The 12,903-nt window shown below is 54.7% G+C and carries 12 protein-coding genes and 2 tRNA genes; 3 read left to right on the top strand and 11 right to left on the bottom strand.

Annotation, left to right across the window (positions count from 1 at the left end; translation table 11 throughout):
- The 10 genes from GAH_RS05130 to GAH_RS05175 all read right to left on the bottom strand — a co-directional run bounded on the left by GAH_RS05130 (nucleotide 1) and on the right by GAH_RS05175 (nucleotide 9,016).
- Complete coding sequence (locus GAH_RS05130; protein ID WP_048095092.1) at nucleotides 1-429, bottom strand: 30S ribosomal protein S12; 429 nt, start codon at nucleotides 427-429, stop codon at nucleotides 1-3.
- 10 nt (nucleotides 430-439) lie between these two features.
- On the bottom strand, nucleotides 440-859 hold the full coding sequence (locus GAH_RS05135; protein WP_048095094.1) for a NusA-like transcription termination signal-binding factor: 420 nt from the start codon (nucleotides 857-859) through the stop codon (nucleotides 440-442).
- 38 nt (nucleotides 860-897) lie between these two features.
- Complete coding sequence (locus GAH_RS05140; protein WP_048095096.1) at nucleotides 898-1,185, bottom strand: 50S ribosomal protein L30e; 288 nt, start codon at nucleotides 1,183-1,185, stop codon at nucleotides 898-900.
- The gene (gene rpoA2 / locus GAH_RS05145) at nucleotides 1,182-2,333 is read right to left on the bottom strand and encodes a DNA-directed RNA polymerase subunit A'' (RefSeq protein WP_156967397.1); all 1,152 of its coding nucleotides are present in this window, start codon (nucleotides 2,331-2,333) and stop codon (nucleotides 1,182-1,184) included. The genes GAH_RS05140 and rpoA2 overlap by 4 nt, the downstream gene beginning before the upstream one ends.
- Nucleotides 2,333-4,936 (bottom strand): DNA-directed RNA polymerase subunit A', encoded by a 2,604-nt coding sequence (locus GAH_RS05150; protein ID WP_048095097.1) that lies wholly within the window; start codon nucleotides 4,934-4,936, stop codon nucleotides 2,333-2,335. The genes rpoA2 and GAH_RS05150 overlap by 1 nt, the downstream gene beginning before the upstream one ends.
- 9 nt (nucleotides 4,937-4,945) lie before the next feature.
- A complete protein-coding gene (rpoB, locus tag GAH_RS05155) occupies nucleotides 4,946-6,760 on the bottom strand; it encodes a DNA-directed RNA polymerase subunit B (protein ID WP_048095099.1) in 1,815 nt (604 codons plus the stop codon).
- A 7-nt stretch (nucleotides 6,761-6,767) separates the two neighbouring features.
- Nucleotides 6,768-8,237 carry a DNA-directed RNA polymerase subunit B'' gene (locus tag GAH_RS05160; protein ID WP_048095101.1) on the bottom strand — a complete coding sequence of 490 codons (1,470 nt, stop codon included), beginning with the start codon at nucleotides 8,235-8,237 and terminating at the stop codon, nucleotides 6,768-6,770.
- A gap of 59 nt (nucleotides 8,238-8,296) precedes the next feature.
- Nucleotides 8,297-8,527, bottom strand: coding sequence for a DNA-directed RNA polymerase subunit H (locus tag GAH_RS05165; protein ID WP_084632298.1), 231 nt, complete (start codon nucleotides 8,525-8,527; stop codon nucleotides 8,297-8,299).
- 25 nt (nucleotides 8,528-8,552) lie between these two features.
- Nucleotides 8,553-8,626 (bottom strand) — tRNA-Lys (locus GAH_RS05170).
- A gap of 102 nt (nucleotides 8,627-8,728) precedes the next feature.
- Nucleotides 8,729-9,016 (bottom strand): GYD domain-containing protein, encoded by a 288-nt coding sequence (locus GAH_RS05175; RefSeq protein ID WP_048095102.1) that lies wholly within the window; start codon nucleotides 9,014-9,016, stop codon nucleotides 8,729-8,731.
- A gap of 126 nt (nucleotides 9,017-9,142) precedes the next feature.
- Here GAH_RS05175 and GAH_RS05180 point away from each other — a divergent pair, with 126 nt between their 5' ends.
- Together GAH_RS05180 and GAH_RS05185 are read left to right on the top strand one after the other, a co-directional pair.
- A complete protein-coding gene (locus tag GAH_RS05180) occupies nucleotides 9,143-11,359 on the top strand; it encodes an amino acid permease (RefSeq protein WP_052747770.1) in 2,217 nt (738 codons plus the stop codon).
- A 2-nt stretch (nucleotides 11,360-11,361) separates the two neighbouring features.
- On the top strand, nucleotides 11,362-12,168 hold the full coding sequence (locus GAH_RS05185; RefSeq protein ID WP_048095106.1) for an ATP cone domain-containing protein: 807 nt from the start codon (nucleotides 11,362-11,364) through the stop codon (nucleotides 12,166-12,168).
- A 39-nt stretch (nucleotides 12,169-12,207) separates the two neighbouring features.
- Here GAH_RS05185 and GAH_RS05190 read toward each other — a convergent pair.
- A tRNA-Glu gene (locus GAH_RS05190) sits at nucleotides 12,208-12,282 on the bottom strand.
- Between the two features lie 120 nt (nucleotides 12,283-12,402).
- Here GAH_RS05190 and GAH_RS05195 point away from each other — a divergent pair.
- Nucleotides 12,403-12,825 carry a MerR family transcriptional regulator gene (locus GAH_RS05195; RefSeq protein ID WP_048095108.1) on the top strand — a complete coding sequence of 141 codons (423 nt, stop codon included), beginning with the start codon at nucleotides 12,403-12,405 and terminating at the stop codon, nucleotides 12,823-12,825.
- The last annotated feature ends 78 nt before the right edge of the window (nucleotides 12,826-12,903 follow it).

Raw genomic sequence — 12,903 nt, forward strand, 5'->3', positions numbered from 1 at the left:
TCACCTCAGCCTCTTCTCCTTCTTGCCCTTCCAGAGCTCCTTGAGGCTCGTGTTGTTCACCTTTATTACCTTGAACCTCACACCGGGGATGTCACCCATACTCCTTCCCATTCTTCCTCCAATCCTCTCGATAATGACCTCGTCGTGCTCGTCAATGAAGTTTATCGCCCCATCTCCCGGCGTGAAGGCCGTGACCTGCTTTCCGTTCTTTATGAGCTGCACCCTCACGGCCTTTCTGATGGCCGAGTTGGGCTGCCTCGCCTCGATACCTATCTTCTCCAGCACTATCCCTCTCGCCATTGGCGCACCTTCGAGCGGGTCAGCCTTCACGTTCAGCTCGAGGATCCTCCTTACGTACCTCTTATCGCTCCACCTGAACTTCTTCCTGTTTTCGATGAGCTTTCTCGCCGCAAATAACCCTCTGCCCATTCACACCACCTCATTTGACTATTACATTCTCGATATCGTGATGTCTTCTCACAAGCTCCTTGACTTTGTTTATATTTTTTCCGCCCTTCCCGATAACGAGCCCCTTGTACTGGAGAGGAGCCTGAACGTAAGCTATTTTCTTGCCCTCCTTCTCCACGATGTTCACCTTGACCTTTACGGGGCGGAAGAGGTTCTGGATAAATTCCTGCGGGTCGTCGCTGTGCTCGAGAACCTCCACCTTTTTGCCGATAATCTCCCTCGCCTTCTCCACGTTTATTCCGCCCTTTCCGATTGCGAGACCCATGTCACCCTTTCTGACGAGGAAAACGACCTTGTCATCGTATATCAAACAGTCCTTGACGTTCGCCCCGGTAAGGCTTTCAAAAAGAGCGATATATCTTATGCTTTCAGTTGACAGCTTAACTCCCATAAATATCCCCTCAAAAATATTAAATTTGGTTGAGTGGTTCAGCCTGCATTGAGTATCTCTGACTCTCCCTCGTTAACTATCGCGAGTGCTGCTACGCTGAAAGGCTTACCGCAAATGGCTCCGAGCTCCATGTTCGTGCCGTCGTATGTGATGACCCTGACGTCGTACTGCTTCAGCTTCTCCAGAACCTCCTCCGGACAGTTCTTTGCGACTATAACAAGCTTTGCCTTTCCGTCCCTCACTGCCTTTATTGTCCTCTTACTCCCCACATAAACCTCTCCTGTCTTGAGAGCCCTTCTCAATGCCTTACTCAAATCCACCTTCATTCATCTCCCCCCGTGAACAGCTTTACTCTCAACTCCACATCTCCCGTTCCCAGCTTTATGGGCTGGCCCACTATTATGTTCTCGGTTATTCCGTTCAACCTGTCCACCTCTCCCCTAACCGCGGCATCGAGCAGGTTGTTCACCGTCATCTCGAATGCCGCTCTGGCGAGTATGCTCTGCTTCTCTCCGGCAATTCCGTGCCTTCCGATCTGCTTCAGCTCCCCATCGGCCGTCATCACGTCCGCGACGAGCATTATGTGCCTCCTGTCCACCTCGAGACCCTGCTCCTCAAGGGTTGATATGGCCTCGTTGATTACCGCGTTCCTCGCGGCCTCAATCCCCAGCACCTCATATATCTCGTATATATTATTTGTGATCGTTCTCGTGAAGTCAACGCCCTTCTCCTTCATCACCCTCTTGAGGTTCGATCCCTCGGTGTAGAGCACGTACTCGTCGCCCTCCTTCCTTATTATGACCCTCCTTATCTCCTTGATTCCGGAGACCACGAGCCTCTTGAGCTTCTCGAACGTGTCCATGAGCAGCTTGTAGGACGGCTCCTCTATCTGGATTATAAATTCTCCATTCTCCTCCTGAACCTCCATCTTGAGGCTCTTCTCGATCTTCTTCCTGAGCTTCTCCCTGTCCAGCCCTTTTCTCTCCAGAGCCTTCTCGTCCGGTCTCACGACGATCCTCATGTACCTGAGGTCGGTGACGATCTCAGCGACGTCGGTGACGTACGTTGCCTCAATCCTGTTCGCAACCTCCCTCGCCTTCTCCCTGTCCTTGGCATACTCGGGCAGGAGCTTTATGGTCATCATGGGCGTTGACGGGTTCTTTCTCACATCCAGAATCTCAATCAGCCTTGGCAGACCAAGGGTGACGTTGATCTCGGCAACACCTGCGTAGTGGAAAGTTCTCATCGTCATCTGCGTACCCGGCTCGCCTATGGACTGCGCGGCAACGATTCCCGCAGCCTCTCCGGGCTCGACGAGGTTCCTGAGGTAAACCTCATAGCACCTCTCGATGACCTTCCTTGCCGTCTCCTCATCAGCATCTATCTTCTCAAGCTCCTCTACTATCTCCTTCTTCAGGTTCTCGGGGAACGGATACCCCTCAAGCAGCTTGAAGTAATCAGCACCCATAACCATCACTCTCCAACAACCTCGCGGATAATCCTCCTAACGTCCACCGCTTTACCCCTGAAGCTCTTCATCGGGTCAACTCCGTCCTGACCGTATCTGAACTGAACAAGCAGGCCGCTGGTCTGCTCCTTAACAGTGCCATCGTAGTCCACCTTCAGATCCTGCAGGGCGTTTATGAGTCTCCTCTGGAGGTAACCGGACTGGGACGTCCTGACGGCAGTGTCGACGAGACCCTCCCTACCTCCGACGGCGTGGAAGAAGAACTCTATGGGGTTGAGCCCCTCCTTGTAGCTGCTCCTGACAAAGCCCCTCGCCTCTGGCCCGAGGTCTCCGGGCTTGAAGTGAGGCAGGGTTCTGTTGGTGTAGGTGTATCCCCTCTTTATCCTTTCACCTCTCACGGACTGCTGGCCGATGCACGCGGCCATCTGGGTGAGGTTGAGCATCGAACCCCTCGCACCGCTCACGGCCATGATTACCGCAGCGTTGTCCATACCGAGGTACTTTCCTGCTATCTTACCGGCCATGTCTCTCGCCCTTCCGAGCTCCTGCATGATCTTCATCTCGAGCGTCTCCTCAATGCTCCTTCCCGGCATCGGCTCGAGGTTGCCCTGTTTGTAGGCCTCTATGAGCTTCCACACCCTGTCTTCAGCCTCCCTTATCACCTGATCTATCTGCTCCCTCGCCTCCTTCGGAATGTCCACGTCATCAATTCCGACTGTGAAGCCCGTGTACATTATGGCCCTTATGGCCAGCTTGGTCATGTTGTCTATGAACCTCCTCGCCTCCTCCGTTCCGTACTTCCTGATGATCTCGTCGATGACTATGCCCTTGAAGGCTCCAACCGCCTTCTCGTCTATGGTTCCCGCAACAAGCTCTCCGTCCTTTATGTAAACGTAGGCATCGTTCTCGCACTCAATCCCCTTGCACGTCTCGCACCCCTGGCAGATCTCGGCCTTGAACTCTATGGTGATGTCGGGCAGAATCATGCTGAATATCTGCTTCCCAGTCCACCTGCCGTCGTACTTGGGCTCGGGAAGCTTCGTTATCTCGAGCGGCCTTATTATCTCCATAACCTCGCTCTTGCTGAACAGCTTCTCCCCCCTCGTGAGCAGGTATAGGCCGGAGATGTGGTCGTGTATGCCTCCAATAATCGGGCCTCCAAATCTTGGCGAGAGTATGTGCTCCTGAACTGCCATGAGTATCTTCGCCTCAGCCTGAGCCTCGAGGCTCTGGGGGACGTGGAGGTTCATCTCGTCTCCGTCGAAGTCAGCGTTATAGGGCGGGCAGACTGCAGGGTTGAGCCTGAACGTCTTGTAGGGCAGAACCCTCACGTAGTGGGCCATGATGCTCATCCTGTGAAGCGAGGGCTGCCTGTTGAACAGCACTATGTCCCCATCCATCAGCTGCCTCTCCACGATCCAGCCCGGAGCGAGCTTCTCTGCAAGCTCCTCCTTGTTGGTCTCTATGACCCTGATCCTCCTTCCGTCCTCCCTTATGACGTAGTTCGCCCTCGGATGCTCGTCCCTGAGAATGAACTCCCTCGCCTCGTCAATGTTCTTCTCAGTCACATAGATCGGAACGGTAAGCTCCTCGGCTATCTCCTGCGGAACCCCAACCTCGTTTATGCTGAGGTTTGGATCAGGGCTTATGACAGTCCTCGCGGAGAAGTTGACCCTCTTACCTGACAGGCTGCCCCTGAACCTTCCCTCCTTACCCTTGAGCCTCTGGGCGAGCGTTTTGAGCGGCCTCCCGCTCCTGTGCCTCGCAGGAGGTATCCCTGAGACCTCGTTGTCGAGGTAGGTTGTGACGTGGTACTGGAGAAGCTCCCAGAGGTCTTCAAGAATGAGCTGCGGTGCTCCAGCCTCCTTGTTCTCCATGAACCTCTGGTTGATCCTGATTATGTCGACGAGCTTGTGTGTGAGGTCGTCCTCACTCCTCTGACCGGTCTCGAGGATGATTGATGGCCTAACAGTGACGGGAGGTACTGGAAGGACTGTGAGCACCATCCACTCGGGCCTAACAGCCTTCGGATCCATCCCGAACGCAGGCAGATCCTCGTCCGGTATCCTCTCCAGCCTCTCCCTGACGTCTCTCGGCGTGAGCCTGTGGTCGTTTTCGTAGTAGAACGTGGGCTTCTCGAACTTCACCTCAATCTGCTCAGCCCCGCAGTGGGGGCACTTCTTGGTGGCCTTGGTCAGCCTGAATACCTCTTTCACAACATCGTCATACTCCTGACCGAGCTTCCTCTTCTCCTCTATCGCCTGTATGAACTTGTCCCTCCTGTCGTCCTTGAGCAGAATCCTGCCGCACTCCCTGCAGGTTGCGTTGAGGAGCCTCGCTATCAGCTTCGCGTAGCCCACATGGATTACAGGAGCAGCAAGCTCTATGTGGCCGAAGTGCCCTGGGCACTCCCCAGCCTTACCCCCGCACGTTCTGCACTTCAGTCCCGGATCTATTACTCCCAGTCTCGGATCCATCAGCCCGAACTCAATTGGAAAGCCGTCGTCATCGTACGTCTCGGGAGTGATGATCTTGACAACACTCATCTTCCTGATTTCCTTTGGACTGAGAACCTCAAACCTGATTCCGGCAATTCTCTTCGGTATCATGATTTCACCTCACGCCTTATCTCCGAGTATCAGCCTCGGCACAACGAACATGGACTTCATCTCATCGAGCAGAAGCTTGAACGCGTAGCTCATCTCCACCTTGTGTATGTCGCTGTCGTCATCGCAGATGTTGCAGTAGGGCATCCTCCTCCTGTAGTCGTATGTTGCCACATGCCCGCACTTGTTGCACACCCACACCTCTACCTTGTCTGACTCGTCGAGCAGCCTGTCCTTGAGCAGCAGGGCAGCACCATGACCGATAAGCACGTCCCTCTCCATCTCTCCGAACCTGAGCCCTCCCTTCCTCGCCCTTCCCTCGGTGGGCTGTCTGGTGAGTATCTGCACCGGCCCCCTGCTCCTCGCGTGTATCTTGCTTGATACCATGTGGTAGAGCTTCTGGTAGTAGATCACGCCGACGAAGATATCCGCAACTATCTTCTTGCCCGTAATCCCGTCGTACATTACCTCCTTGCCCGTGTAGCTGAACCCGTACTTTATGAGGGCCTTTCTGAGGTCCTCCTCCCTCTCACCGTGGAATGGAGTGCCGTCCACCCTTCTCGCCTCGAGGCTCCCCACCTTGCCTCCGATCATCTCGAGCACGTGCCCGACGGTCATTCTCGATGGAATCGCGTGCGGGTTGATGATCATGTCCGGAACTATGCCCGACTCGCTGAAGGGCATGTCCTCCTCCGGCACTATAAGGCCTATAACTCCCTTCTGCCCGTGCCTTGAAGCGAACTTGTCTCCAAGCTCGGGAATCCTCTGATCCCTCACCCTCACCTTCGCCAGCTTCGAGCCATTCTCCGAGATCGTCAGAAACACGGCATCGACGATGCCCTTCTCGTTGCTCCTCATCGTGACCGACGTCTCCCTCCTCTTCTGTGGGGAGATGCCGAACTCTGTCGGCTCCTCGAGGAACCTCGGCGGAGAGGTCTTTCCTATGAGCACATCGTCCGGCCCGACCTCAGTCTCTGGGAAGACGAGCCCGTCCTCGTCGAGGTGCATGTACGCCTCAGCGCCCCTGTAGCCGTTAACATCAGACGGCGGGATCTCGAACCTGTCCTCCTGACCTCCGGGGTACCTCATCTCCTCGCTCTCGTATGTCCTGAAGAAGTGTGATCTCCCCAACCCCCTCTCTATGCTGGCCTTGTTGAAGATGAGCGCATCCTCAATGTTGTACCCCTCGTAGCTTATGACCGCCACCACGAAGTTCTGGCCTGCAGGCCTCTCATCGAACTTGATCTCCCTCTGCGTGTCAGTAACGACTATCGGCTTCTGGGGGTAGTGGAGCAGATGGCCCCTCGTGTCTGCCCTGAACCTGAGGTTGGAGTATGGCAGACCGAGGCTCTGTTTGATCATCGCCGCGCCCATCGTGTTCCTCGGGCTCGCGTTGTGCTCCGGATATGGAAGGCTTCCGGTGCATATGCCCACGATCAGAGCTGGATCGACCTCGAGGTGGGTGTGCTCTGGGGTGAGGGACTTCTCGTCTATGGCGATGTACGCGTTCTCCTCCTCTTCTGCATCAAGATACTCGATCTTCCCCTGCCTCACGAGGTCGTCGAACGTTATCTCTCCGTTCCTGAGCTTCTCTATGTCCTCCTCCGTGACGAGCGGCTTTCCGTCCTTGACCACTATCAGCGGCCTCCTCGCCCTGCCAGCGTCGGTGTTTATCCTCACCTCATTGGAGTCTGGGTAGTAGACGACGTTAACCTGAGTGCTTACCTTCCCCTTCCTCCTCATCTCCCTTATCTGGTTCGCGAGCTTCTCGCCATCATCAACAAACCCGACAAGAGCACCGTTAACGTAAACCCTGCACTTTCTCATTCTCAAATCACCCCTTTATGGGCTCGATGCCCAGACCGAGCAGAATCCTCCTGATCTCGGCCTCATCCGTTCCAACGCTGACCTCAGCATACTCTGCAAAGTTCTTGACCAGACCACAGTTCGGCCCTTCAGGAGTCTCGCTCGGGCATATCCTTCCAAACTGGGTTGGGTGCAGATCTCTCGCCTCGAAGTGGGGCTGGGATCTTGACAGCGGAGAAATAACCCTCCTGAGCTGGGACAGGATCGAGATGTAGTTGTGCCTGTCTATGAGCTGGGAAACTCCCGTCCTACCTCCAACCCAGTTTCCTGTTGCCATCGGGTGCATAATCCTGTCGGTGAGCACGTCACTTCTAACAGCAGTGGACATCTTCATTGACCTTCCCCTGACCTTGGCCCTCTCAAGCTGGTACTTCACGTCCTTGATCAGCCTGAGGAACGCGACCCTGAATATTTCTTCCATCAGGTCGCCCGCGAGCTTCAGCCTCTTGTTTGCGTAGTGGTCCTTGTCATCCTCACCCCTGTAGCCGAGGTAGAACTCCAGCACAGCCTCGGCCATCCTCGCGAGGAAGAAGGCCTTGGCCCTCCTCGACTCCTTGTCTATGCCTATGTGCGGGAGGAAGTACTGGTCGATCACCTGCTCTGCCCTCTGCAGCCTGTACTCCTTGCTCTGCCCCGGAGCAACCCTCTTGCCTATGTAGTCTATGGCCTCCTCCTGCGTTTCCACCTCAGCAACCTCTACATTCTCGAGCATGAACTTCATGATCTCGGGGTCGCTGCTGACCATCTCGACGATCTCCTGATCGCTCTCAACCCCGAGCGCCCTCATCATAACGACGAACTGCACGGGCTTGGGTATCTGCGGGAAGGTCACCTCGAGGATGTTGTTCTTGTTCCTCTCAACCACGATGAGAGCCCTGTAGCCGCTCCTCTGGCTGAAGCACTTGGCCATCTCTATCTGCTCACCATACCTCTCCTCCCTCTCGAGGAGAATCTTGTTGGGCGCCAGATCCTCGAGGGTCATCAGTGCTCTCTCAGTTCCGTTTATTATGAAGTAGCCACCCGGATCGAGCGGATCCTCGCCAACGGAAACCGGATCGACCTCGTTGAGGTTGCAGATCTTGGACTTAACCATCACCGGCAGCATTCCAATCCTTACCCACTCCTCCTCAAGCTCCTTTCCGTTGTCAACCACCCAGCACTGCAGGTACAGGGGAGCCGCGTAGGTCAAGTTCCTGAGCCTCGCTATGGAGGGGTAGAGGATCGTCTCAGTCCCGTCAGCCTCCTTTATAACCGGCCTCCCAACCCTGATCTGCCCGAGCTTTACGTACGTGTTCTCTATGTCCAGCTCGATGACCTTCTGCTCGTCTATCACCCTCTGGAGCCCCTCATCGATGAACCTGTTGTACGAGTCTATCTGATGCTTGACAAGCCTCTCATGCGTGAAATACGCCCTCGCAAGAACCCTACTATCTATCATACACACCACCCACTAACTGCAAAATTTTCCTCCGGAGTTCCGAATCCCGGATACAAAATTCATATCACAAGCCTGTATGCTACGCTCCTTCCCACAAGCTCATCCTCTCTGATGATCCTCACGATGTCTCCCGGCTTCGCTCCGATCTCCTTGGCTATCGGGTCGTCTGCCCTTATCTTTGGCAGATCCTCCTTTCTGATGCCGAGAGTCTCAAGAACTTCCTTAGCCTCCTCCTCGCTCAAAAGCTCGTGCTTCGGAACCAGTATGTGATCCTGCAGCCTGATTTTCATATCCATCCTCCTTAAATGGATAGTACGGGCTCGACGGGATTTGAACCCGCGACCGACGGGTTAAAAGCCCGTCGCTCTGCCTGGCTGAGCTACGAGCCCTCTTCACTTCTCCAGCGGTTTGCGGTTTAAATTTTTTTCGTGGAGTGAGGAAAGTAGCCCCTCCGGTTAATTAAGTTTATGCTGGGTGGCAAAAAAAGAGGATCATGACTTCAGGGAGCTCAGGAACTCCTCAACCTCCACAGCCGGCATCGTTATCGTTCTTATTGTCCCCCTGCTCGCCAGCTCGACCATCGCCTTCATGACCGCCATGTTGCTCTCGGCCTCAACTATGTTGACGAAGTCGTACTCCCCGAAGACAACGTACTGCTTCACAACCTTCACGCCCATCCTTTCAAGCTCCTGATTTACCTCCTTAACCCTTTCAGGGTTCTTCTTGAGCGTTTTCGCTCCATCGTCTGTCAGCTTTGACAGAATAACATACACGCCCATACTTCCACCACACTCATTTTATGATGATGAAACTGTAAATATTTTTCGTTACGTTTTTCGGGTTTGGTGGGAGATTACGTAAAAATCCTAAAAATGTTTTTAACCAGCGTGGACAGGAGAGAAGTGATGGAAGAGTCGAGAGTAAGGGTAACTCTCAGCAGGGACCTCTCCCTTTTCGACATAACCATGATAGGCATCGCGGGGATGATTGGTGCGGGAATCTTCGCCCTCACCGGCATAGCTTCAGGAATTGCCGGCCCTGCTATTCTGCTTGCCTTCTTTCTGAACGGAATAATCGCGACGCTTACAGGGATGGCCTACGCGGAGCTCGGCTCTGCAATCCCGCAGGCAGGAGGGGGCTACCTGTGGATCAGGGAGGCCATGGGAAACTACGCTGGCTTCATAACCGGCTGGATTGACTGGGCGGCACACACAATAGCGTGCGCTTTGTATGCGGTAACCTTCGGAGCCTTTCTGTCCGAATTCCTCGTGAGGTTCGTAGGCCTTGACGTCTCCCAGGCACTCGTGGCGAAAGTTTCGGCGTTCCTGATAGTCACGTTTCTGGCCTACGTGAACTATGTTGGAGTCAAGGAGAGCGGGAGGCTTGGGGGGATAGTCACCCTGCTGAAGATAGCCATCCTCCTCGTATTCGCGTCATTCGGGATCTACAAGACATTCACATATCCCGACTGGACTCAGGCCTTCACACCCTTCATGCCCACCGGCGTTGCGGGCGTGCTCACTGCAATGGGTCTGACGTTCATAGCATTCGAGGGATTCGAGATAATCGTGCAGAGCGGTGAGGAGGTGAAGAACCCCGAGAGGAACATCCCCCTCGCGATAGTGGTGTCTCTCTGGACGGCTGTGGCGATATACATCCTCGTTGCATTTTCGCTGCTCGGAGCTGTGAGGGTTGACGTTCCCAGCTGGCAGTACCTCGGCAAGCTCGGGGAGTTCAGCCTCATAAGGGTTGCAGACTCCTTTATGCCGTTCGGCGGGATAATGATCATTGCCGGAGGTCTGATCTCAACGATAAGCGCCATGAACGCCACGATCTACTCGTCTTCGAGGGTTGTCTTCGCGCTCAGCAGAACCGGGTACCTGAACAGGAAGCTCTCTGAGGTGAATGAGAAGACCAAGACTCCCCACTACGCGATATTCTTCAGCTACATAATCATAGCCTTCTCGTCTCTCGCGCCAATTGAGGCAGTGGCTGGGGCGTCGAGCCTGATGTTCATCCTCCTCTTCATGACCGTGAACATCGCGCTCGTCGTTCTCAGGCTTAGGAGGCCCGACCTCAAGAGATCATTCAAGGTGCCCCTTGTTCCCGTCTTGCCGGCAATCGCCGTGCTCTTTCAGGTCGTTATTACATACTACCTCGTCACCCACATAGAGAACGGGATGATGGTGTTCTTCGCGGTTGTGGCGTGGATATTCATGGGATCGCTAATGTACTACGCCTACTCCGAGAAGGAGCTGGCAAAGAGGACGGAGGAGGAGATAAAGACGGTCTACAAGGAGATTCCGCCTGTGGAGAAGAGGTACAGAATCCTCGTTCCCGTTGCGAATCCGGCGATAGCGAGGAAGCTCGTGAGGTTCGCTGAAAGGATTGCAAGGAGCAGGGACGGAGACATAATCGTCATGAACACCGTCAGAATGCCCCTCCAGACGCCAATAACCGCAAAGCTGAAGGAGATAGACTCGGCCAAGGAGTTTGTGTCGGAGATAGTCTCCGAGATGAGCGTTCCTGCCGGGGGAATCGTCAAGGTCGGTCACTATGTGCACGAGGCCATACTGAACGTTGTTGAGGAGGTTCAGCCCGACCTGCTGATCATGGGCTGGAGGGGCAGGACGTTCAGAAGGGATGTTGTGCTGGGAAGCACCATAGACCCTGTGATCGTCAAGGCGAGGTGTGACGTGCTTGTTGTGAGGTTCCAGCCGGGGAAGGAGCTCAACGAGTTCAGGAGGATCCTCATACCGACGTCAGGCGGCCCGCACGCGAGGCTCGCCTGCAGGATAGCGAGAGACATCGTGAGGGGAGACCACGAGATCAAGCTCCTCTACGTCGGAAAGCTTGAGGAGGAGAAGGTCAAGGCTGAGAGGGCGTTTGAGGAGGCGATGGAGGTCCTTGAAGGGATGAACGTCACCTCTGAGTTCGTGGTGTCCCAGAACCCGGCCGAGAGGATTGCGGAAGAGGCGGAGAAGTACGACGCGGTTCTCATAGGTGCGAGCGAGAGGCCGTTCATAGAGAACTTCCTGCTCGGCCTGTTCCCGGAGAAGATCGTCAGCAGAACCTCCAGAACGGTTGTGATGACGAGGAAGTGGGTCAGGCTCGTAAAGTAGCCATGAGGGAGATATACGTAAGGAAGAGGGACGGAAGGGTTGAGAAGTTCAGCCCGGAGAAGGTAAGGAGAACGCTCCTGAAGGCAGGGGCCAGCAGGGATGTGACTGAGAGGATCATCAGAGAGCTTGAGAGGAGAATCTACAGCGGAATAACGACTGACGAGATCCTCTCAATAGTCCTCGACCTGCTCTACCGCTACGAGACCGGGAGCGGGGCGAGGTATGATCTGAAGAGGTCAATGTTCCGCCTCGGGCCAGCGGGCTTCGAGTTTGAGAAGTTCGTCGCGAGGTTGCTGGAGGAGTACGGCTTCAGGACGAGGACAAACGTAATCGTCGAGGGGGAGTGCGTTGAACACGAGATAGACGTCATAGCGGAAAAGGATGGGAAGAGCTACCTGATAGAGTGCAAGTTCCACAGCTTTCCGGCCTACACGGGCCTCAAGGAGGTCATGTACACCTACGCGAGGTTTCTGGATGTCGGGAGGTTTGACGCGGTCTGGTTGATCACGAACACCAAGTTCTCGGATGAGGCAAAGAGGTACGGGGAGTGCAGGGGGGTGAGGCTGACCGGGTGGAAGTATCCAGAGGGTGAGGGGATAGAGAGGATGCTCGAGAGGAAGAACCTCTACCCCGTGACCCTGCTGAGGATAGAGAAGGAGACCCTCGACAGGCTCGTGAACGCCCGCGTGGTCTTCTGCAGGGACGTCGTTGCCTCCGGGGTTAGGGGGCTTAAAAAGATAGGTCTTAGCGAAAGAGAGGCGAGGAGGGTTCTCAAGGAGGCAAGAGAGATTTTGAGGAACACATCATGAGGTTGTCAGAATTTGGAAACCACGGAAGAAATGAAATTATGCTCCGGCCGGGATTTGAACCCGGGTCACGGGATCGAGAGTCCCGTATGATTGGCCGGGCTACACCACCGGAGCACCTTAATGCTCTCAGGTTGGTTCTCAGTTTATAACACTTTTGCATGGGCGCTATTGTCACTATTTATCGGGCAAAAAACAGTAAAGTCTATAAATAGAATGCTATTTGTATTGGTTCGTATGCCACCAAAAAATAAAGACTACTACACCATCTCCGAGCTCGCGGAAGAACTCGACATAAGCACGAGGACGATCAGGTACTACGAGGAAATCGGACTTCTGAGCCCGCAGAGGACACCCGGGAACCACAGGATATTCACCAAGAAGGACAGGGCGAGGCTGAAGATAATACTCAGGGGGAAGAGGCTCGGCTTCACCCTCGAGGAGATAAAGCAGATCCTCGACATGTATGAGGTGAGCGAGCCCGAGCAGATCAGGCTCACCCTGAAGCTGGCAGACGAGAAGCTGAAGCAGATAGAGGACAGGCTCCACGACCTCAAGATACTCAAGGAGGAGCTGCTCGACCTGATTGAAAGACTTTCGAGGAGGCTCAACGAGCTCGAGAGCACCAAGGGGGACAGCGGAGTCAGGAGTGAGACCTGAAGGCATCCCATTCTATTTTCCGGCTTTTTTAGAGGCTGAAGGCCTTGCAACCACAACCCGGGTAGTTTTTTAAACACG

It is taken from the genome of Geoglobus ahangari, assembly GCF_001006045.1.
In the GTDB taxonomy this organism is placed as follows: Archaea; Halobacteriota; Archaeoglobi; order Archaeoglobales; family Archaeoglobaceae; genus Geoglobus; species Geoglobus ahangari.

Excerpts from the sequence above, each read along its gene's own strand:
- GAH_RS05130 (WP_048095092.1), bottom strand. The coding sequence starts at position 429 with ATGGGCAGAGGGTTATTTGCGGCGAGAAAGCTCATCGAAAACAGGAAG.
- GAH_RS05160 (WP_048095101.1), bottom strand. The coding sequence starts at position 8,237 with ATGATAGATAGTAGGGTTCTTGCGAGGGCGTATTTCACGCATGAGAGG.
- GAH_RS05175 (WP_048095102.1), bottom strand. The coding sequence starts at position 9,016 with ATGGGCGTGTATGTTATTCTGTCAAAGCTGACAGACGATGGAGCGAAA.
- GAH_RS05185 (WP_048095106.1), top strand. The coding sequence starts at position 11,362 with ATGAGGGAGATATACGTAAGGAAGAGGGACGGAAGGGTTGAGAAGTTC.
- rpoB (WP_048095099.1), bottom strand. The coding sequence starts at position 6,760 with ATGAGAAAGTGCAGGGTTTACGTTAACGGTGCTCTTGTCGGGTTTGTT.
- GAH_RS05150 (WP_048095097.1), bottom strand. The coding sequence starts at position 4,936 with ATGATACCGAAGAGAATTGCCGGAATCAGGTTTGAGGTTCTCAGTCCA.
- GAH_RS05180 (WP_052747770.1), top strand. The coding sequence starts at position 9,143 with ATGGAAGAGTCGAGAGTAAGGGTAACTCTCAGCAGGGACCTCTCCCTT.
- GAH_RS05165 (WP_084632298.1), bottom strand. The coding sequence starts at position 8,527 with ATGAAAATCAGGCTGCAGGATCACATACTGGTTCCGAAGCACGAGCTT.
- GAH_RS05195 (WP_048095108.1), top strand. The coding sequence starts at position 12,403 with ATGCCACCAAAAAATAAAGACTACTACACCATCTCCGAGCTCGCGGAA.
- GAH_RS05140 (WP_048095096.1), bottom strand. The coding sequence starts at position 1,185 with ATGAAGGTGGATTTGAGTAAGGCATTGAGAAGGGCTCTCAAGACAGGA.
- GAH_RS05135 (WP_048095094.1), bottom strand. The coding sequence starts at position 859 with ATGGGAGTTAAGCTGTCAACTGAAAGCATAAGATATATCGCTCTTTTT.
- rpoA2 (WP_156967397.1), bottom strand. The coding sequence starts at position 2,333 with ATGGTTATGGGTGCTGATTACTTCAAGCTGCTTGAGGGGTATCCGTTC.